Below are 18,300 nucleotides of genomic sequence, written 5' to 3'. Positions count from 1 at the left end.
CTAGCGTCGCAAGATGTCGCGACTGGCGCCAGACCCCGGAGCCGAGCGTTATTCGTCTGCCACCACGCAGAGGCCGCCGTTGAGCGTGATCTCCTGGGGCAGTTGCGTGCCGGAGGCGACGAGCCCCAGCGACACCGTGCCGCCCGGCGGGATCACCGCGTTGCGACCGGTGTTGCCCACCCGCAGATAGCTGTTGTTGGGACGGTCGACGACCTTCGCGCCCCAGATGCCGTGGACCTGCTGGCTGGCCCAGAACCGCCACGTCATCGTCCACCCGTTGATCGCCGTGGTGCCGGTGTTCTTGACGGCCAGGTGCGCCACGAAGCCGTCCGACCACTGCCGCACGTCGGACCGGACTTCGCAGCTCGGCGGTGGTGGCAGGGTGGTGACGGTGACCGGTGCCGACAGGGGGGACAGGAGTCCGACCTCGTCGCGGGCCTGCACCACGAAGGTGTACGTGGTGTTCGGCGTCAACCCGCCGATCTGGGTGCTGTTGACCGGCGGGTACTGGGACACGTCGCGGACGAAGGTGAGCGCGCCGCCAGCGCCGACCCGGAACACCTGGTACCGCTCGAGCGCGGCGTTCTCCACCGAGTGTGTCCAGCGGAGCCAGACCTGCGTGGCGGCCACGTCGTACGCCACCGGTTGACCCGGCGCGCCCGGCGGTTGGTCGTCCCCCGGTGACATGGTGAACCGCAGGGGCCCGGTCGACGGTGAGCTGTTGCCGGCCGCGTCCAGCGCCCTCACGAAGAAGGTGTACGTGCGTGACGGCTGCAGGTCGGTGAGCCGAATGCTGTTGGTGTCGGTCGACCAGGTCCTGCCGTTGTCCTCGAACTGCGCGGAGACCGGGTAACTGACCACCCCCACGTTGTCGGTCGAGGCAGCCCAGGTCAGCTCGACCCAGGTGGTGTCGATGGCGGCGATGGTGATCGGGCCGGGGGCGGTGGGGGATTCGGTGTCGGCGGCGGCGTAGGCCGGGGTCGCGCCGGTGGCGACCAGGGCCGCCGTGAGCGCGCAGGCAGCCAGTGCGGCGGCCCTGGACCGGACGCCGCGCCACGCATGATCGCGCAAGATGATCGCCTCGCTTTCGGGTGACCGCAGCGGACCAGTCATCGACTGATGCCGATGGTAGGCCAGTGGCGGTCGCGTCGCTGTCCCCGTCAGCCGACGAGGCGGCGTTCCCAGGCCCACGCGGCGATCTCCACCCGGTTGCGGGCCTTGAGCTTCATCTGCACGCTCGCCAGGTGGGTCTTGACCGTGCCGACGGCGATGAACAGCCCGGCGGCGATCTCGGCGTTGGTCAGGCCCCGGGCGACGAGCTTCACGACGTCGAGTTCCCGTGGTGACAGCCCGGTGTCGCCGCGCGCCGGGGCGGGCGAGCTGAGGTGCTCCAGCAGCCGTACCGTGATGGAGGGGCTGATCAGCGCGTCGCCGGACACGGCCGCGCGGACCGCCTCCACCAGCAACGTCGGGCCGGAGTCCTTGAGCAGGAAACCGCAGGCGCCGTTGGAGAGCGCGGTGTGCACGTACTCGTCGAGGTCGAAGGTCGTCACCACGACCACCCGGATCGGGTCGGCGACGCCCGGCCCGGCGATCAGCCGCAGTGCTTCGAGTCCGTCGAGGCGGGGCATCCGGATGTCCAGCAGCACCACGTCCGGGCGCAGCCGTCGGGCCAACTCCACCGCGACCACCCCGTCGGCGGCCTCGCCGACGACCTCCATGTCCGACTGCGCCCCGATGATCATGCCGAAGCCGGTCCGGACCATCGCCTGGTCGTCGGCGATCAACACCCGGATCATCGCCCCACCGCCGCCCGCAGCGGGAACGCCGCGTCGAGCACCCAGCCGCCGGCGACGCCGGGTCCGGCGGTGATCGTGCCGCCGAGGGCGCGTACCCGCTCGGTGAGGCCGATCAGGCCGAAGCCGTGGCCCCGGGCGGGCGCGGTCCGCCCGGCCGCGCCGTCGTCGGCGACCCGGACGAGCAACCAGTCCGGGGTACGACGCACGGCGACGTCCACGGATCGGGCGTCCGGGGCGTGCTGGCGGGTGTTGGTCAGCCCCTCCATCACCACCCGGTACGCCGAGGTCGAGACCTCCACCGGCAGCCCGTCCAGGTCACCGTCGACGTGTAGGCGTGCCGGGGCGCTCGCCGTGCCGTTGAAACCGGCCAGCAGCGGCGGCAACTCGGTCACGCCGGCCAGGGGGGCCAACGGCGCGTCCGGCGGGCTGTCCGGGTTGCGCAGGATCCCCACCATCCGGCGCATCGAGGCCATCGTCTCCGTGCCGGCCCGCTCGATCTGCTCCAACGCCACGATCACCCGACGAGGGTCCTGCTCGGCGACGAACCGGGCACCCTGCGCCTGCACCACGATGCCGGTCACGTGGTGGGCGATGAAGTCGTGCAGGTCACGGGCGAACTCCGCGCGCTGCTCGGCGCGCACCAGCGCGATCGCCCGGTCCCGGCCGGCAGCCATGATCCGCAGGTAGAGCCCCACCCCGGCGGCGCCGGCCGCGGCGAGCACCTGGAGCAGCCCGAAGATCACCAGCAGGTTCTCGGTGCCGGAGCGCAGCGGCAGCGCGGCGACCGCCAGCCCGACGGCCACCGCCGCCCACGGGGCGAGCCGGGGCGCGCCCCAGCGGGTGACCACGAAGACCACACCGATCAGCCCGGCCGACTCGGCGAGCCCCCAACTGCTGCTGAACAGGTAGATGTCGTTGGAGAAGAGCAGGACGGCCGCGGTCACGGCCAGTGAGACGAAGGCGAGCCCCAGCGCGGCCAGCGGCAGCAGCCGCGAACCCAGCCGGTGTACCGGCAGCCAGAGCGGCACCGTCGCCACCGCCAGCCCCATCCGCACCAGCAGGAGCAGGAGAGCGGCCAGGCTCTCCGGCGCCCCGAACCGGAGGTCGAAGAGGGCGAGCAGCCCCATGGCCAGCAGGCCGGCGGCCTGGGCCAGGCGTACCCACCAGTGTCGAAGATCCGGCGTGCTCATGGTGACCCAGCGTAGCCAGCGGACGGCGCGGGCAGATCGGCCGAAAGACAGACCCGGCGCCGGCGATACCCGGCCACGGGCCGATGTGCCCACCCGCCCACGGCGGCGAGGCTGTCCGGGCCACATCGCAGCCACCGGCTGTCCAGCCACATCGCAGCCACTGGAGGAACAATGACAACCCACGCCCCGCCGGAGACCAGCCACGCCGCGGTCGCCGCGGTCGACCTGGTGAAGGTGTACGGCAGCGGCGACACCGCCGTCCGTGCCCTGGACGGGGTCTCGGTCGGCTTCGGCCGGGCCGAGTTCACCGCCATCATGGGCTCGTCCGGGTCCGGCAAGTCGACGCTCATGCACTGCCTCGCCGGCCTCGACACGGCCACCTCCGGCCGCGTCCTGCTCGGCGGCACGGAGTTGACCGGCCAGTCGGACCGGACGCTGACCCGGGTCCGCCGGGAGCGGATCGGCTTCGTGTTCCAGTCCTTCAACCTGCTGCCGCAGCTCACCGCCGCACAAAACATCACCCTGCCGCTGGACCTCGCCGGCCGTCAGCCCGATGCCGAACTCCTCACGCACCTGGTGCGGATGCTGGGCCTCGGTGACCGGCTCAACCACCGCCCCAGCGAACTCTCCGGCGGCCAGCAGCAGCGGGTCGCGTTGGCCCGCGCCCTGGTGGCCCGACCCGAGGTGGTCTTCGCCGACGAGCCGACCGGCAACCTCGACTCCCGCTCCGGGGCGGAGGTGCTCACCATCCTGCGCGACTCGGTACGCGACCTCGGCCAGACCGTCGTCATGGTCACCCACGACCCGATCGCCGCCGCGTACGCCGACCGGGTGGTGCTGCTCGCCGACGGGCGGGTCGCCGGCGAGATCGACAAGCCGGACCAGGTGTCGGTCACCGACGCGCTGCGTGACCTGGCGGCCCGTCGATGAGGGCGACAGTGCTGCGTACCCAGACGAGCGCCGCGGCCCGGCGGCCCGGCCGGCTGATCCTGACCGGCCTGGCGATCCTGGTCGCCTCCTTCGTCGTCTTCGGCACCGTGCTGGTGCAGCAGATCACCGAGCGGACCGTGCGGGACAACCTCAGTGGCACCCCGGCCGTCACCGACCTGGTGATCGGCAGCGTCGACGTGCCGCCACCCACCGTGACGGACCTGCGGAAGATCCGGGCCGTTCCCGGGGTGGTCGAGGCGGTGCCCCGGGTGGCGACCGGGGTCTCCATCGGCGCGGGGTACCTCAACCTCCAGGCGGATCCGGGGAGCGGCCCGCTGAGCACGGTCCGGGTGATCGAGGGCAGTTATCCGGACCAGCCCGGCGAGATCGCGATCACCCCGCGTACCGCCGAACGGCTCGGGCTCTCGGTCGGCACCACCACCAGCGGTACCGGCGGCGAACTCACCACGCCCGCCCCGCTCACCGTGACCGGTGTGGTGGACGTCGCCGCCGACGCCGGCTACGACGCGTACGCCCCGGAGAGCGCCGTGATCGGCTGGGCGCGCCTGACGGCGGTGGAGCGCGTCGACGTCCGGGTCGGTGCCGGCGCCTCGACGGAGGACGTCCGGCAACGGGTGAGCGCGGCGGTCGCCGGCCAGCCGATCCGCTCCGGCGCCGAGGTGCGCGACGCCGAGGCCAACGCGGCGGCCGAACAGGTCGCGAAACTCTTCGTCCTGGTCGGCATGTTCGTCTCCATCGCGGTCGCCGCGGCGGCGCTGGTGGTCACCTCGACCTTCCGCATCGTCTTCGCCCAGCGGATGCGGCAGCTCGCGCTGCTGCGGGCCGTCGGCGCGAGTCGGGGCACCCTGGTCGGCGCGTTGACCGCCGAGGGCGCCCTGACCGGGTTGGTCGCCGGGGTCGTCGGGGTCGCCGGCGCCCTCACCCTCGGGTACGCGTTGCCGGCGATCCTGCGCGCCACCGGCCACTCGGTCTCCTCGCCGGGCCTGCCCCTGGCGGCGGCGGTCGCGGTGGTGATCGGCGCGGTCGTGATCACCGTGCTGGCCGTGCTGGCACCGGCGCTCTCGGCCGCCCGGGTCTCCCCGTTGGAGGCGCTGCGGACGGCGAGCACCACCGGCGGCCGGCGCGGCATCGGTGTGCTGCGTCTGGTCCTCGGGCTGCTCCTGACCGTCGGCGCGGTCCTGGCGGCGGTCGCCACGATCAGCCAGTTGCCGAAGCCGGAGCAGTCGGACTACGACCCGTCGATGCCACTGCTCCTGCTCGTCGCGTCCGGCGCGCTGGCGTTCTTCGCGCTGGTGGCCCTCGGCCCGCTGCTGGTGCGCCCGGTGCTGGCCGTGGTGGGTTGGCCGCTGCGCCAGCTCGGGCCGCTCGGGCGGATGTCGGTCGGCGGGATCGGCGGGGCGCCGCGCCGAGCCGCCGCGGTCTCCGTCGTGGTCGCGCTGGGCGTGACCCTGATCTCCGGGGTGGTCATCGGCGGCGCGTCGTTGCAGATCCTCGCCGACCGCGAGATGGCGCTGTCGGCGCCGACCGACTTCGAGGTCACCGGCAACGGTGGGACGTTGCCGCCGGACGTGGTGCGCCGGGCCGAGGCGGCGCGCGGCGCGCTGGCCCGGGTGGTGCCGTACCGGATGGTCGGTGACGCCACGCTGCTGCGCGGCGCCGACAAGCTCGGCGACGTCGACCCCGGTTACCCGACCAGCGACCTGGACGTGGCGGCGTTGCCGAGCACCGGCGCGCTGGACGTCGCCCAGGGCACCCTGGCCGATCGGGGTCCCGGCCGGATCGTGCTGAACAGCTGGGTCGCCCGGGACGCGGGTCTGCGGGCCGGCGACACCGTCACGCTCGCCGTCGCCACGGGTCGGGTCGAGGTGCGGGTGGTCGCGGTCCTGCCCGGCGACGGCCCGCTGCACGCGGGCATCCTCGCCGATCCGGCCGACCTGGACCGGATCGGTGTGCCGGCCGCGTACACCGGTCTGCTGGCCGACGCGGCCGGTGCCGGCGAGGACGGCCGCACCACCGGCGTGCGGGCGCTGCGGCAGGCGATCGGGGGCAGCGAAGGGGTGGGCCTCGCGGTGCTCGCCGACGAACGGGACCGCAACGACGCGTTGCTGCGCACCCTGGTCTGGATCGCGGTGGGCCTGGTCGGCCTGACCGTGCTGATCGCCGTCGTCGGCGTGGGCTCCACGACCGCGCTGTCGGTGGTGGAGCGGATCCGCGAGTCCGGGCTGCTCCGCGCGATCGGCCTGTCCCGGACCGGCCTGCGCACGATGCTGACCGTCGAGTCCGGCCTGTACGGGGTGATCGGCGCGACAATCGGCCTGCTGCTCGGCGTCCCGTACGCCTGGTTGACGGTCCAGACCCTCGGGATCGAGGCACCGCTCACCGCGCCGCTGCTACCGCTGGCCGGGCTGTTCGTGGTGCTCGTCGCGCTGACCGCGCTGGCCGGGGTGCTGCCGGCCCGCCGGGCGTCGCGGGTCAGCCCGGTGGTGGCGCTGGGGGCCGACAACTGAGCACCCCGTGGGCCGGCACCGGAACGTGGTGCCGGCCCACGGCGGCCCGCTCAGTTGGGGTTGTTGGCGTGGGTCAGCGTCTCCCAGGCGACGAAGAGGTTGTTGGTTCCGGCCGGACGTTGTTGCAGCGTGAGCGTCTGGGTGTTGGTCATGACGTTGCCCAGCCGGGTGCTCATCGCGTTGAAGCCGACCTCGGTGATCGGTCCCAGGCCTCGGGTGAGGCTGCCGCCGCAGAGCCAGGACGGAGGCGCCTCGCCGAGCTGGTAGCGGGAGTGGAAACCGAGCGCCTGGCGCAACCGCTCACCGACCTGTGGGTACAGGTCCCGTCCCTGGATCCGGGAGGTCTCCGCGACGTGCGAGATGGCGGAGATCCCGTAGCCGGTGTGGACGAAGTCGCGGCACGTCTCCTGCGCGAGGCCGGCGACGAAGGTGGACTGGCCCTGCCAGTAGCCGATGATCTCCGAGCTGGTGTCCAGGCCGCTGCCGGGTGTGGTGTACGGCAGTGCGCCGTCGCTGGGCAGGTAGACGAAGGCCCGGGTGCGGTTGAGGAAGCGGCTGACCGCCGCGTCGTAGGCGCTGCGATCGTCCAGGAAGACCGAGATGCCGACCGCCGCCTCCATCATGGTCAGTTCCCAGTTGCCGTTGCTGTTCGAGCCGTTGCGCACCACCGGCAGGTAGACGTTGCGCAGCATCGTGGCGAAGCGGTTGGCGTTGGGCCAGCTCGTGTACGTGTATTTGATGATCTCGGCGGCCCGGGGCCAGACCGAGGCCGCCCAGCCGGTTTGCAGCGGGGCATTGCTGCCGGTGTGCGCGGTGATCGTGGCCGACCACGCGTCCATGATCTGGATCGACTTCTGCGCGTACCGGGCGTCGCCGGTGACGTACCAGGCGAGCGCGTCGGTGTACGCGGCGATCGCGTCCTCCCGCTCCTCGGTGCAGCCGTTGTTGGGGTTGGAGTAGGAGCCGCACTCGACCACCGAGCGGGGTGCCGGGGTGCGCGACAGCGAGGCGTACCGGCTGCCCATCATCTGGCTGTAGGCCGACGCCCACGGCTGCGCGCCGGCCTGCACCCGACCACGGACGAAGTCGAGCTGACCCCGGCTGACCAGCACGCCGGGGTGCGTGAAACCACCGGACGGGGGTGGTGTGGTGCCACCGCCGGTGGGCAGCGTCCAGGTCTGGTTGGCGGTGCCGGTGCAACTCCAGATCTGGAGCGGCGTGCCGTCGGCGGCGCTCTGGCCGGTCGCGTCGAGGCACTTGCCGGAGATGGGATTGACCACCTGCCCGGCGGTGGACGACCACTGCTGCGCCCCGGTGCCGTTGCAGTCGTAGATCTGCACCCGGGCGCCGTTGGCGGTGCTGGCGGCGGCGATGTCGAGGCACTTGCCCAGCGCCCGGATCGTGCCGTCGTCGCCGACCGTCCACTGTTGCGCCGTCGAGCCGTTGCAGGTGTAGAGCTGGACCGCCGTGTTGTTCGCTGGGTTCGCGGCGGCCACGTCGACGCACTTGCCGCCGTACCCGGTGATGGCGCCCGTCGCGGCCGCCATCGCGGGTGCGGCGCCGACCGTCAGGCCGGTCGGTACGGCGAGCAGGGCCGCGGCGAGCGCGGAGGTCAGTCTGATGCGGGGGCGGCGGGGCAGGGGCCCGGCCAATCGTCGCGCCATGTGGGGGTCCTTCCGGGGCGGCGAAACAACTGTAAAGTGTGTTAATCATTACAGTCGCACACACGGATATCAATGTCTTCGTCGCCCCACACGCCCTAAGGGTGCATGGACGCACCCTTGAGCACCTTGTCCACCACGGTGCGTGGAGCGTGCAGCGCCACGCCGACCAGGTCGAGCTTGTCCCGGCCGACGGCCTGCACGGCGGCCCGGTTGTCCCGGTCGTTGCCGGTGGCGAACAACTCCGACGTGAAGACCGCCATCCGCAACCCACGGGCCAGGGCGCGCGAGTGCGCGCCGACAAGCGTGGCCCGGTCACCGGCGAAGACCAGCACCGGCTGGCCGAACATCGGCAGGTACGCGGTCCCGTCCGCGTCGCGGTACTCCTCGCCCAGCAGCTCCGGCACGGCGTTCGCGATGCCACTGACCAGAAAGGCCGTGACGTTGAGCCGCTGCCAGCTCGCCAGGTCGTTGCGCAGCAGTACGGCGATCTTGGTGGGGAATCGGATGGGTTCGCTCATGGCGTCGAGCCTGCCCGCCGCGACACCTACCGGTCTTGTACGTTCTTAGCGTGACCACCCGCCCGCCGGGCTCGCACGTCAGCGCGTGGCGACCTGCGGTAGCCGGGGTCGCCGAGGTCTTCCACGCCCATTTCGTGGACCACGCCTACCCCCGGCACATCCACGACGTGTGGACGCTGCTGATCGTCGACGACGGCGCGGTCCGCTTCGACCTCGACCGACACCGGCACGGCGCGCTGCGTACCTCGGTCACCCTGCTGCCGCCGTACGTGCCGCACGACGGCCGCTCCGCCACCGCGAACGGCTTCCGCAAGCGGGTCCTGTACCTCGACACCTCGGCGCTCGGGGCCGAGCTGGTCGGCCGGGCGGTCGACGAGCCGGACCTGGCCGACCCGCGGCTGCGCGACCGGATCGACCACCTGCACCGGGTGCTCGCCGCACCCGGTGACGAATTCGAGGCCGAGAGTCGGCTCGCGCTCATCCTGGACCGGCTGCGCGGGCAGCTCCACAAGCGCACCCCGGTCAGCCTCACACCGCCCGCGGGTGGCCTCGCGGCCCGACTGCGGGAGCTGCTGGACTCCCGGACCGTCGAGGGCGTCACGCTGGGGGAGGCCGCCGAGCTGCTGCACGCCCACCCGACCCACCTGGTCCGCACGTTCACCCACGTGCACGGGGTGCCACCCCACTCGTACCTGACCGGTCGCCGGGTCGAGCTGGCGCGCCGCCTGCTCCTCGCCGGGCAGCGGCCCGCCGCGGTCGCCGTCGCGGCCGGCTTCTTCGACCAGGCGCACCTGACCCGCCACTTCCGGCGGCACCTGGGCGTCAGCCCGGCGCGCTACACCCGGCGACGGACCCGGCGCTCCGGCGAGGGCTGACCGCGATCAGACGAGTTGTCCGCCGATGACGGTGAGCAGCCGCAGTCTCTCGTCGCTGGCCGACCCGGGCACGGCGGTGAAGACCAGCAACGTCTGGGACGCGTCGGGGTCCACCAGGGTCTGACAGTGCAGCTCCAAGGCCCCGACCTCCGGGTGCAGGAAGCGCTTCGGCGGGCAGTAGCCGGCCGGCACCGGGTGCTCCCGCCAGAGCTGGGCGAACTCCGGGCTCCGGGTCAGCAGATCCTCGACGAGGGTGGCGGCCCGCGACCCCCGGCCGTCCCGGGTGTACGAGGCGTGCAGGCTCGCCACGAGCAGGCGGCTCTGCGTGTGGTGGTCCTCCGCCGGGTGCAGCCGCCGTGCCGCCGGGTCGGTGAACCAGCGGTGGTGCGCGCTGCGGGCCAGCCCGGTGTGCCGGGTCTCGTCGCCGAGCAGGGCGATGGCCGGCGCGGTCTGCGCCAGGGTCTCGCCGAGATGGTTCACCACCTGGGCCGGTGTGTCGTGCATCCGGTCGAGGATCCGCATCATTCCCGGGTTGACGTGGTCGGCCCGTACCGTCCGGTGGGGGACGGCGTGGCCGGCGAGTTGGAACAGGTGATCCCGTTCGGCCCGGGAGAGCCGCAGGCCACGGGCCAGGGCGGCGAGCATCTGCTCCGACGGGTGTGGCCCCCGCTGCTGCTCCAACCGGCTGTAGTAGTCGGTGGACATACCGCTCAACGTGGCGACTTCCTCGCGCCGTAGCCCACTGGTGCGCCGACGTGGGCGCCGGGGCAACCCGACGTCCTCGGGCTGAAGGGCCTCGCGGCGGGTGCGCAGGAAGCTGGCGAGCGGGGCGCGGTCCACGGTGTCTCATCCTCCACCCGGTCGGAGTGCTCGGTGCCGGCGGTGGCCGGCACATCGGGTGCAACAGGCGCGCAGGGGTGCGATGTTCCGCGAGCGGACGGCCCGGACCACCAGCACGTTCCGGGCCGCCCGGCGGTCGACGGCCAACGCCACGACCCGCAGAGATGCGCTGCCCGGCGCGGGTGGAGGTCGCCTCGCCGACGGTCGCGCCGGAACCAGGCGTCCGTTCGCCGGCCGGGCCTGTCGCCTGACAGGCCGGTCGCAGATGGATCATGACGACCGAAAGTGTCGTACACCTGTTCTAGACTCTGTTCATGGTCGAGGAGTTGACGCAGGCAGAGGACGCCTTCGCGGCCTGCTCCGATGCGGCCACCTGGGCACTGCCCGAGGCCGAGCTGATCGCCGCGCTCGACACCGCGCACCGCGTCGAGCAGCGTCTCGCCGCGGTGAAGCTGGCCCTGATTCGCGAGCTCGACGGCCGAGGCGCCGCCGCCACGCAGGGTGCTTCCTCGACCGTGGTCTGGCTCCGCGACCGGTTGCGCCTCACCATCCCGGCCGCCCGTCGCCTCGTCGACCTCGCCGCCGCGCTGGACACCGGCGATCCTGGGGTACGCCACGCACTGGCCGATGGCCAGATCACTGTGGACCAGGCCCGGGTCATCGCCGACGCGGTCGACACCGTGCAGGCCACCGCCGGTCCCGAGGCAGCTGACAAAGCCCTCGGAGTGCTCGTCGAGTGGGCCGGGCAATTCGACCCCACCCTCTTACGCAGACTCAGCACCCGCATCCTCGACCACGTCGCACCCGACATCGCCGACGCCGCCGCCGAAGCGGCTCTGGACGCCGAGGCCCGCCACGCCACCCGCGACCGCCACCTCACGCTCTCCACCCTCACCGACGGTCGCCTGCGACTCACCGGCATCCTCGACACCGAGACCGCCGGGCTGCTCCGCGCCGCCATCGACCCACTCGGCGCACCCTCGGGCCCCGATGACAAGCGTTCTCCCGGGCAACGCCGGCACGACGCCATCGGCAACGTGTGCCGCCTCGCCCTGCGGACCGGCGAGTTGCCCGAGCACGGCGGGGATTCCGCCCAGATCGTCGTCACCACCAGCTACGACGGTTTGACCCGGCAACTGGGCAGCGGCACCCTCGACACCGGCCTGCACCTCACCCCCGAGGCCGTACGCCGACTCGCCTGCGACGCCGCCATCCTCCCCGCCGTCCTCAGCGGAGCCGGCCAACCACTCGACCTCGGGCGGCAACGCCGCCTCATCACCGGCCCCCTCCGGCGAGCACTGGTGCTGCGTGACCGCGGCTGCGCCTTCCCGGGCTGCGACCGCCCACCGCGCTGGTGCGACGCCCACCATATCCACCACTGGGCCGACGGCGGCACCACCAGCCTCACCAACGCCGTCCTGCTCTGCGGCCACCACCACCGGCACCTGCACCACAGCGACTGGACCGTGCGATTGGCAGGCGACGGCCACCCCGAATTCGTCCCACCCGCCTGGCTTGACCCCGCTCAACTCCCTCGGCGCAACCACTACCACCGACGAACGTGAGCACCAGCAGCAGACAACGAGCACGTCGTCCGGCAGGCCGACCGAGCGGCCAGCACAGCACGCTCGCAGTCCACGCGGCCACCGAGGTGAAGAGCGGCGCGCGACGAGGATCCGGCACGGCCCACCGGCCACCGGGGCGGTGCGGGGCGCGCGGCCAGGGTCCGGCACGCCCCGCGCCCGCTCAGCTACTGCGGTCGGTGGATTGATTGATCACCAGGGCACCACACCGGCGTCCTCGAAGAACCCGCCGGTAGGCCCGTTGTCGGGCAGGGTCGCGAGTCGGATCGCGATCGCCGCACCCTGTTGCGGGGTACGGACGCCGCGGAAGCCGTTGAGGTCGGTCGCGACGAAGCCAGGGCAGGCGGCGTTGATCAGGATCTTCGTGCCGCGCAGTTCCTTGGCGTACTGGACGGTGACGGCGTTGAGAAACGTCTTCGACGGCGCGTACGCGACGGCGAGCGGGCCTGTCGCCAACTCGTCGGTGGAGCCGCTCTGCCGGGTGAGGGAGCCGACGCCGCTGGACATGTTCACGATCCGCGGTGACGCCGAGCGACGCAGCAGGGGCAGCATGGCGTTGGTGACGCGGATGACGCCGATCACGTTGGTCTCCACCGCCGTCCGTACGGCCGCGAGGTTGACCGTGGTCGGCTCCTGCGGCACACCGCCGGTGACGCCGGCGTTGTTGACGAGTACGTCGAGACCGCCGGCACGTTTCTCGACCAGCCGGACGGCGGCGGCGACGCTCGCGTCGTCGGTCACGTCCAGTGGCACACCGAACGCGTCGACGCCGGCGAGGCGCAACTTCTCCACCGCGGCTTCTCGGCGCGTGTCGTCCCGCGCACCGACCCCGACGCTCCATCCGAGGGCGCCCAGGCCGGCCGCGATCTCGTACCCGATTCCCTTGTTCGCGCCGGTGACCAGCGCGATCGTCGTTTGGCTCATGCATCCGATCGTGTCCGCGCCCCAGCGGGCCGCCAACACCGCTTGGGTGGGCGTCGATACCTCCCGGGTATCCATCGAGGCCACGCCATAGGCGCCCGAGTGGGACGGGCCGTGCCGTCGGTACCGTTGGGGTATGGAGACGCGTGAGCTGCGGTATTTCGTCGCGGTCGCCGAGGAGTTGCACTTCGGGCGCGCTGCGCGGAGGCTCGGGATCGCGCAGCCGCCACTGTCGCGGGCGATCGCGCAGTTGGAACGGCGGCTCGGGGTGGCGCTGCTGGAACGCACCAGCCGCACCGTCGCGCTGACCGAGGCCGGCTCGGTGCTACTGGTCGAGGGCCGGGCGGCCCTCGACGCGGTCGAGGCCGCCGAGCGCCGTACCCGCCGCGCAGCCCTCGTCGGGGCCGGCCATCCCGGCCTGGTCCTCGTCACGAAGGCTGGAGCGTCCGGCGAGTTGCTGTCGAAGCTGCTTGACGCGTACGCCTCCGAGCCTGGCGCGGTCTCCGTCGACGTGCTGCTGTCCGGGATCGGCGAGCAGGAGCGACTGTTGCGCGACGGGCGGGCGGATGTGGCGCTGCTGCACCGGCCGTTCGACTCGACGGTCGGACTGGACACCGAGGAGTTGAGCACCGAGGGGCAGGTTGTGGTCCTGCCGGCCGGGCACCCCCTCACCGCCCAGGCCCAGGTGCGGATGGCCGACGTCACCGCGCTACCAGACCTGCCGCCGCCCCGCCGCCCCGGCCCCGACGGCACGTACCCGGACGGACCCGGTCCGCAGGTGCGGGACAGCGCGCAGCTGTACCAGCTGATCGCGCTCGGCCGAGCGTCGGCGGTCCTGCCCGAGTCGTGCCGGGCCGACCTGCGCCGCGATCTCGTTGCCGTGCCGGTGCTGGACGCGCCAACCGTGACGACGGTGATCGCGTGGCCGCCGCACAGCCGATCCCTGGCCCTCGCCGGGCTGATCCGGACCGCGATCCGCCTCTAGCTCGCGGTGCTACTCACTGCCCCAGCTCGCGGTGCTACTCGCTGATCGACACCCCGACGTCCGGCCCAAATGGGACGGCCGATCGGATTGCGCCCCCAGGTGGTCACGAAACCCGGCGGCGAACCGTCACAACTGACGGTTAGTCTGCCAGCGCGCGTCGTCGCCCCGGTACGTCGCGCCACGCGCCGACGCAGGCACGCACGTCGCCACCACCCACCATTCGGCGCTCAATCGACTACAGGAGAGTTAGTGACACAGCAATCCGTCGCGACATCGGACAAACTCGACGGCGCGGTGCTCAAGGTGGCAGGCGTCGTCGTCCTCGGCGCGATCATGTCGATCCTCGACGTGACAGTGGTCAGTGTGGCGCTGCCCAAATTCCAGGACGAGTTCGACGCGTCGTACGCCCGCGTCGCGTGGACGATGACCGCCTACACCCTCGCGCTCGCCACCGTGATCCCGCTCAGCGGCTGGGCGGCCGACCGGTTCGGCACCAAGCGCCTCTACATGGTGGCGCTGGCTCTGTTCACCATCGGGTCGGGGCTCTGCGCCACGGCCGACACGATCGGCGAGCTGATCGGCTACCGCGTGCTCCAGGGCCTCGGCGGCGGCATGCTCATGCCGCTGGGCATGACCATCATGACCCGCGCGGCGGGGCCGCACCGGATCGGCCGACTGATGGCCGTCCTGGGCATCCCGATGCTGCTCGGGCCGATCGGCGGCCCGATCCTCGGCGGCTGGCTGATCGACACCGCGAGCTGGCACTGGATCTTCCTGATCAACCTGCCGATCGGTGTCGTCGGCCTGATCTACGCGCAGATGGCGCTGCCGAAGGACGCCCCCGAGCCGTCCGAGTCGTTCGACTTCGTCGGCATGCTCATGCTCTCGCCGGGCCTGGCGCTCTTCCTCTACGGCGTGTCGTCGCTGCCGGAGGCGGGCACCTTCACCGCGACCAAGGTCTGGGCGCCGATGCTCGTCGGCGGCGCGCTGGTGGTGGCGTTCGTGCTCTACTCGTTCAAGCCCCGGCACCCGCTGCTCGACCTGCGGCTGTTCCGCAACCGCAGCCTGACCATCGCCTCGGTGACGCTGTTCGTGTTCATCATCGCGTTCATGGGCGCCGGCCTGCTGTTCCCGAGCTACTTCCTCCAGGTGCGTGGCGAGACGACGCTGACCGCCGGGCTTCTGATGGCCCCGCAGGGCATCGGCGCGTTGCTCACCATGCCGATCGCCGGCATCCTGGCCGACCGGGTGCCGATCGGGCGGACCGTCCCGTTCGCGCTGGCGCTGATCGTCATCGGGTTCTTCGGCTTCACCCAGGTCGACCCGCAGACCTCGTACCTGCTGCTCGAGGGCTCGCTGTTCGTGATGGGCCTGGGCATGGGCGGCACGATGATGCCGATCATGACGTCGGCGTTGCGGACGTTGTCGGCAAACGACGTGGCGCGCGGCTCGACGCTTGTCAACATCCTCCAGCAAATCGGCGGCTCGGTCGGTGCCGCCGTCATGTCGGTGATCCTCACCAACGAGCTGAACGGCTCCCGGCCGATCCCCGGCCTGGTGGACGAGAGTGGCACGCCGATCACCGAGGCCGGGCTGGCCATCGCCTCTCAGCAGCGGCCGGAGCTGCTCCAGCAGATGCCGGTGGACCCGTCGATCATCGAGCGCGGGCTCGACTTCGCCGCCAAGTCGTTCGCCACCACGTTCTGGGTCGGGTTCGCGCTTGTCGTGCTCACGCTCATCCCGGCGGCGTTCCTGCCGCGCCGACGCCAGCCGGCGCAGCTCGACGACCCGCAGGGCGAGCAGGTCCGGACGCCCGTCGTCATCCACTGATGCGACGCGCCCGCCGCGCTCAGCGCCTCCTGGCGGAGGTGTGCGCGGCGGGCGCGGCAGTGGCTCAGCGCAACGGGCCGTCGCCGGGTCCGTCCGGGTCCTCGACCACGTGGATCGCGGCCTCCTCGGCGCTTGCCCCGCCCGCGTCGATGCCGGCGTCCCACGCCACCGACTCGGCTTCGTCATCCTCCCGGACGCCCTCGTCGTAGGCGACGAGGCGGCCCGCGCGGGCCTCGCTCTCGTACCCCCGGCGGGTCAGCTCGTCCTCGTCGTCGCCGCCCTCGGCGTAGGGGTCGACATCCGGCACCTCTTGGGCGAGGTGCTGCGCCACGGACTCGCCCGCCCGCTCCTCGGCCGGCGTGGTGCCGAACCGGTTGGCGGCGGTCCAGTGGTCCTCGGCCACGATGCCGGTGTCGAGGGGGTCGCCGACCCGGTCGTCGTCGAGGGTGTCGGAGGCGTCCAGGACCCCGTCGTCCTCGGCCACGTTCCACTCGTCGACGGAATCCATCCGCTCGGTCTGGCTCACGGCGGTCTCCTCTTCGTCACGGTGCACCAAAGTGCCCAGCCTATGACCGTGCAACGCCGGCGAGCGCCGAGGCCTGCCCGCTGTGACGAACCGACCTCGGCCGCACCGGTTCAGCGCGAGAGCAGCTCGACCACGGCCTCGGTGAACTCCGCCGGCTGCTCGATGTGGGCGAAGTGCCCGCTCTGCTCCAGCAGCACCAGCCGCGAGTCCTTGAGGCCCGCGTGCAGTTCCTCGGCGCGGCGCGGGGGGCAGATGAAGTCGTACGCGCCGACGATCACCACGACGGGCACGGCGATCTCCGCCAGGTTCTCCCGCACGTCGAAGGGCGTCGGGTCCTGTGCGCTCGCCGGGGCCAACGAGATCCGGACAGCGGCCTGGAACGGGGCGAACTCGTCCTGTCGGCCCCAGAAGTCCGCGAAGTAGACCGGAAGGGCGGCGCGCAGGGCCGTCGCCAACGACTCGTCGTCGGTGGCGGCGCCGATCTGTCCGAAGGCCGCCGGGACCGCCGCCGCCTCCGGCCGGTCCGGGTGCCGCTGCGGGTACGCGGCCAGCCCGGCCATCGCCTCGGCCCAGAATTCCGCGCCGGTGACGGGTGAGGTGTCGTACAGGGCGAGGCCGGCGACCCGGTCCGGGTGGGCGAGCGCGTACCGCTGGACGACGAAACCGCCGTGCGAGTGCCCGAGGAGGTACACCCGGGGTGCGCCGAGGTGCTGGACGACGGCGTCGAGGAACCGGACATACGTGTCGAGACGGTAGTCGGCGGGGTCGTCGAGGCGCCCCGAGGCGCCGGTGCCGACCGGCTCGACGTACACCATCGTGAAGTGCTCTTCCAGGCGCGGCGTCCGCAGGTACGCCCACTCGATGCCGGGGCCGCCGGAGTGCGCCACGCACACCGGGCCGGTGCCGGCGACGTGGTAGACCTGCCGGACGCCGTCGACGAGGAAGGTGTGGGCGCCCGGTGCGAGGGCGCTGACGTCGTGGCTGGTGGAACCCATGAGCTATCTCCCGAATCCGAGACCCGCGCGGCCTGTGCCGGCACGGCGACTGGTGCATGACACGGACCAGATGCGTGGGTCGACGGGAAAGTTCGCTCGGTCGGAGGCGTTTTTCAGCGCAGCGCGGGCACGGGGTGGAAGAGGGTGAGGCGGCGTACCCGCCCCTCGCGCAGCACCTGCAACCACAGCGCCGCGGGCGGACAGTGCTCCGGGTCGTCCGGTGGGCTGATCAGGTCGGTCTCCCAGATCAGCACGTCGCCGCTGGCCACGACATTGCGCAGCCGCTGGCGTACCCCGGCGGTCAGGTCGCGGTTCATGCCGTTGACCGCCAGGTCACGGCCACCGCGCGGGCCACCCGGGACGAGCATCTCGGCGTGCGGCCACCAGCTCTCGCGCACGACCCGGTCGAAGTCGCCGCCCATCGCCGTGGCGATCATGTCGCGACCCTCCCGCCACCGGGACTCGTTCGCCGCGGCGACGTCGGTGTGCGCGGCGTCCGCCGCCGTGCGCAGGCCGCCGGTGAGCGCACGGCGGGCGTGGCTGAGCCGGCTGCGGACGGTGCCGACCGGGATCCCGCACACGGCCGCGATCTGCTCGTACGAGGACGCGTCGCTGAAGTAGCGCAGGAGCGTGACCAGCCGGTCCGGCTCGGACAGCCGCCCGATGGCGTGCCACACCCAGTCGCGCATCGCGCCCCGGTCCAGTGCCTCCTCCGGGGTGGGTGTGTCGGCCGGGCCGGCGAACCACTCCGGCTCGGCGACCGGGACGGCTCTGGGGCCGCGAAGCATCGTCCGACTGTTGTTGCGGACGATGGCGCGCAGCCACGGGCCGACGGCGGCCGGGTCGCGGACGTCGCCGATCCGCCGCAGCGCCACCAGCATCGCGTCCTGCACCGCGTCCTCGGCGTCCGGCCCGTAGCCGAGGACGCTGAGCGCCACGGCCCGCATCTCGGCCTCGTGACGGGCCAGCAGCGCACCGAGCGCCGCCGCGTCGCCCGCCTGCGCGAGCACCACCAGCTCCGTGTCACCCTGTGTCACGCCTACGTCCTCCAGTGCGTCCCATTCGTGGCGGTCTGGGCGGTCTGCTCGGTGCCTGTCGCCCCTCCCAGCCTACGAC

Annotated in this window: 16 protein-coding genes; 6 read left to right on the top strand and 10 right to left on the bottom strand. The window is 72.4% G+C overall.

Annotated elements, in window-relative coordinates; translation table 11 throughout:
- Positions 1-48: 48 nt before the first annotated feature.
- The 3 genes from AB0A90_RS26910 to AB0A90_RS26900 all read right to left on the bottom strand — a co-directional run bounded on the left by AB0A90_RS26910 (position 49) and on the right by AB0A90_RS26900 (position 2,989).
- On the bottom strand, positions 49-1,071 hold the full coding sequence (locus tag AB0A90_RS26910) for a cellulose binding domain-containing protein (protein ID WP_357253403.1): 1,023 nt from the start codon (positions 1,069-1,071) through the stop codon (positions 49-51).
- 89 nt (positions 1,072-1,160) lie between these two features.
- Positions 1,161-1,799 carry a response regulator transcription factor gene (locus AB0A90_RS26905; protein WP_355029714.1) on the bottom strand — a complete coding sequence of 213 codons (639 nt, stop codon included), beginning with the start codon at positions 1,797-1,799 and terminating at the stop codon, positions 1,161-1,163.
- The gene (locus tag AB0A90_RS26900; protein WP_357253400.1) at positions 1,796-2,989 is read right to left on the bottom strand and encodes a histidine kinase; all 1,194 of its coding nucleotides are present in this window, start codon (positions 2,987-2,989) and stop codon (positions 1,796-1,798) included. The genes AB0A90_RS26905 and AB0A90_RS26900 overlap by 4 nt, the downstream gene beginning before the upstream one ends.
- A gap of 171 nt (positions 2,990-3,160) precedes the next feature.
- On the opposite strand from AB0A90_RS26900, the gene AB0A90_RS26895 reads away from it, so the two are divergent.
- Both AB0A90_RS26895 and AB0A90_RS26890 read left to right on the top strand, forming a co-directional pair.
- A complete protein-coding gene (locus AB0A90_RS26895; RefSeq protein WP_357253398.1) occupies positions 3,161-3,919 on the top strand; it encodes an ABC transporter ATP-binding protein in 759 nt (252 codons plus the stop codon).
- 8 nt (positions 3,920-3,927) lie between these two features.
- Positions 3,928-6,447, top strand: a complete 2,520-nt coding sequence (locus tag AB0A90_RS26890) for an ABC transporter permease (protein WP_357253396.1) — start codon at positions 3,928-3,930, stop codon at positions 6,445-6,447.
- 50 nt (positions 6,448-6,497) lie between these two features.
- Here AB0A90_RS26890 and AB0A90_RS26885 read toward each other — a convergent pair whose 3' ends face one another.
- Both AB0A90_RS26885 and AB0A90_RS26880 read right to left on the bottom strand, forming a co-directional pair.
- The gene (locus AB0A90_RS26885; protein ID WP_357253394.1) at positions 6,498-8,111 is read right to left on the bottom strand and encodes a ricin-type beta-trefoil lectin domain protein; all 1,614 of its coding nucleotides are present in this window, start codon (positions 8,109-8,111) and stop codon (positions 6,498-6,500) included.
- A 95-nt stretch (positions 8,112-8,206) separates the two neighbouring features.
- Positions 8,207-8,629: a DUF2000 domain-containing protein gene (locus AB0A90_RS26880; protein ID WP_357253392.1), complete on the bottom strand. Its 423-nt coding sequence runs from the start codon at positions 8,627-8,629 to the stop codon at positions 8,207-8,209.
- Positions 8,630-8,679: 50 nt separating this feature from the next.
- On the opposite strand from AB0A90_RS26880, the gene AB0A90_RS26875 reads away from it, so the two are divergent.
- Positions 8,680-9,504: an AraC family transcriptional regulator gene (locus AB0A90_RS26875; protein ID WP_357253390.1), complete on the top strand. Its 825-nt coding sequence runs from the start codon at positions 8,680-8,682 to the stop codon at positions 9,502-9,504.
- A gap of 6 nt (positions 9,505-9,510) precedes the next feature.
- Here the strand turns inward: AB0A90_RS26875 and AB0A90_RS26870 are convergent, their stop codons facing one another.
- Positions 9,511-10,344, bottom strand: coding sequence for a helix-turn-helix transcriptional regulator (locus AB0A90_RS26870; protein WP_357253388.1), 834 nt, complete (start codon positions 10,342-10,344; stop codon positions 9,511-9,513).
- 314 nt (positions 10,345-10,658) lie between these two features.
- Here AB0A90_RS26870 and AB0A90_RS26865 point away from each other — a divergent pair, with 314 nt between their 5' ends.
- The gene (locus AB0A90_RS26865; protein ID WP_357253386.1) at positions 10,659-11,909 is read left to right on the top strand and encodes a DUF222 domain-containing protein; all 1,251 of its coding nucleotides are present in this window, start codon (positions 10,659-10,661) and stop codon (positions 11,907-11,909) included.
- Positions 11,910-12,119: 210 nt separating this feature from the next.
- Here AB0A90_RS26865 and AB0A90_RS26860 read toward each other — a convergent pair whose 3' ends face one another.
- Entirely contained in the window at positions 12,120-12,851 is a 732-nt protein-coding gene (locus tag AB0A90_RS26860) for an SDR family oxidoreductase (protein ID WP_357253384.1), read from the bottom strand.
- Positions 12,852-12,984: 133 nt separating this feature from the next.
- Here AB0A90_RS26860 and AB0A90_RS26855 point away from each other — a divergent pair, with 133 nt between their 5' ends.
- Together AB0A90_RS26855 and AB0A90_RS26850 are read left to right on the top strand one after the other, a co-directional pair.
- On the top strand, positions 12,985-13,833 hold the full coding sequence (locus tag AB0A90_RS26855) for a LysR family transcriptional regulator (RefSeq protein ID WP_357253382.1): 849 nt from the start codon (positions 12,985-12,987) through the stop codon (positions 13,831-13,833).
- Between the two features lie 249 nt (positions 13,834-14,082).
- On the top strand, positions 14,083-15,663 hold the full coding sequence (locus AB0A90_RS26850) for a DHA2 family efflux MFS transporter permease subunit (protein ID WP_357253380.1): 1,581 nt from the start codon (positions 14,083-14,085) through the stop codon (positions 15,661-15,663).
- A 64-nt stretch (positions 15,664-15,727) separates the two neighbouring features.
- Here AB0A90_RS26850 and AB0A90_RS26845 read toward each other — a convergent pair whose 3' ends face one another.
- The 3 genes from AB0A90_RS26845 to AB0A90_RS26835 form a co-directional block, all read right to left on the bottom strand.
- Entirely contained in the window at positions 15,728-16,189 is a 462-nt protein-coding gene (locus AB0A90_RS26845; RefSeq protein ID WP_357253378.1) for a DUF5709 domain-containing protein, read from the bottom strand.
- A 110-nt stretch (positions 16,190-16,299) separates the two neighbouring features.
- The gene (locus tag AB0A90_RS26840; RefSeq protein ID WP_357253376.1) at positions 16,300-17,184 is read right to left on the bottom strand and encodes an alpha/beta hydrolase; all 885 of its coding nucleotides are present in this window, start codon (positions 17,182-17,184) and stop codon (positions 16,300-16,302) included.
- Positions 17,185-17,297: 113 nt separating this feature from the next.
- Complete coding sequence (locus tag AB0A90_RS26835) at positions 17,298-18,221, bottom strand: sigma-70 family RNA polymerase sigma factor (RefSeq protein WP_357253374.1); 924 nt, start codon at positions 18,219-18,221, stop codon at positions 17,298-17,300.
- Positions 18,222-18,300 lie beyond the last annotated feature (79 nt).

This window comes from Micromonospora sp. NPDC049204 (assembly GCF_040647935.1).
GTDB lineage: Bacteria > Actinomycetota > Actinomycetes > Mycobacteriales > Micromonosporaceae > Micromonospora.
The sequence above is the reverse complement of the archived record's forward strand: the minus strand, read 5'-3'. Positions and strand labels throughout refer to the sequence as shown.

Bases quoted from the DNA above. Each gene is read 5' to 3' on its own strand.
- AB0A90_RS26865 (WP_357253386.1), top strand. From the start codon at position 10,659: ATGGTCGAGGAGTTGACGCAGGCAGAGGACGCCTTCGCGGCCTGCTCC.
- AB0A90_RS26860 (WP_357253384.1), bottom strand. From the start codon at position 12,851: ATGAGCCAAACGACGATCGCGCTGGTCACCGGCGCGAACAAGGGAATC.
- AB0A90_RS26885 (WP_357253394.1), bottom strand. From the start codon at position 8,111: ATGGCGCGACGATTGGCCGGGCCCCTGCCCCGCCGCCCCCGCATCAGA.
- AB0A90_RS26880 (WP_357253392.1), bottom strand. From the start codon at position 8,629: ATGAGCGAACCCATCCGATTCCCCACCAAGATCGCCGTACTGCTGCGC.
- AB0A90_RS26840 (WP_357253376.1), bottom strand. From the start codon at position 17,184: ATGGGTTCCACCAGCCACGACGTCAGCGCCCTCGCACCGGGCGCCCAC.
- AB0A90_RS26895 (WP_357253398.1), top strand. From the start codon at position 3,161: ATGACAACCCACGCCCCGCCGGAGACCAGCCACGCCGCGGTCGCCGCG.
- AB0A90_RS26905 (WP_355029714.1), bottom strand. From the start codon at position 1,799: ATGATCCGGGTGTTGATCGCCGACGACCAGGCGATGGTCCGGACCGGC.
- AB0A90_RS26900 (WP_357253400.1), bottom strand. From the start codon at position 2,989: ATGAGCACGCCGGATCTTCGACACTGGTGGGTACGCCTGGCCCAGGCC.
- AB0A90_RS26855 (WP_357253382.1), top strand. From the start codon at position 12,985: ATGGAGACGCGTGAGCTGCGGTATTTCGTCGCGGTCGCCGAGGAGTTG.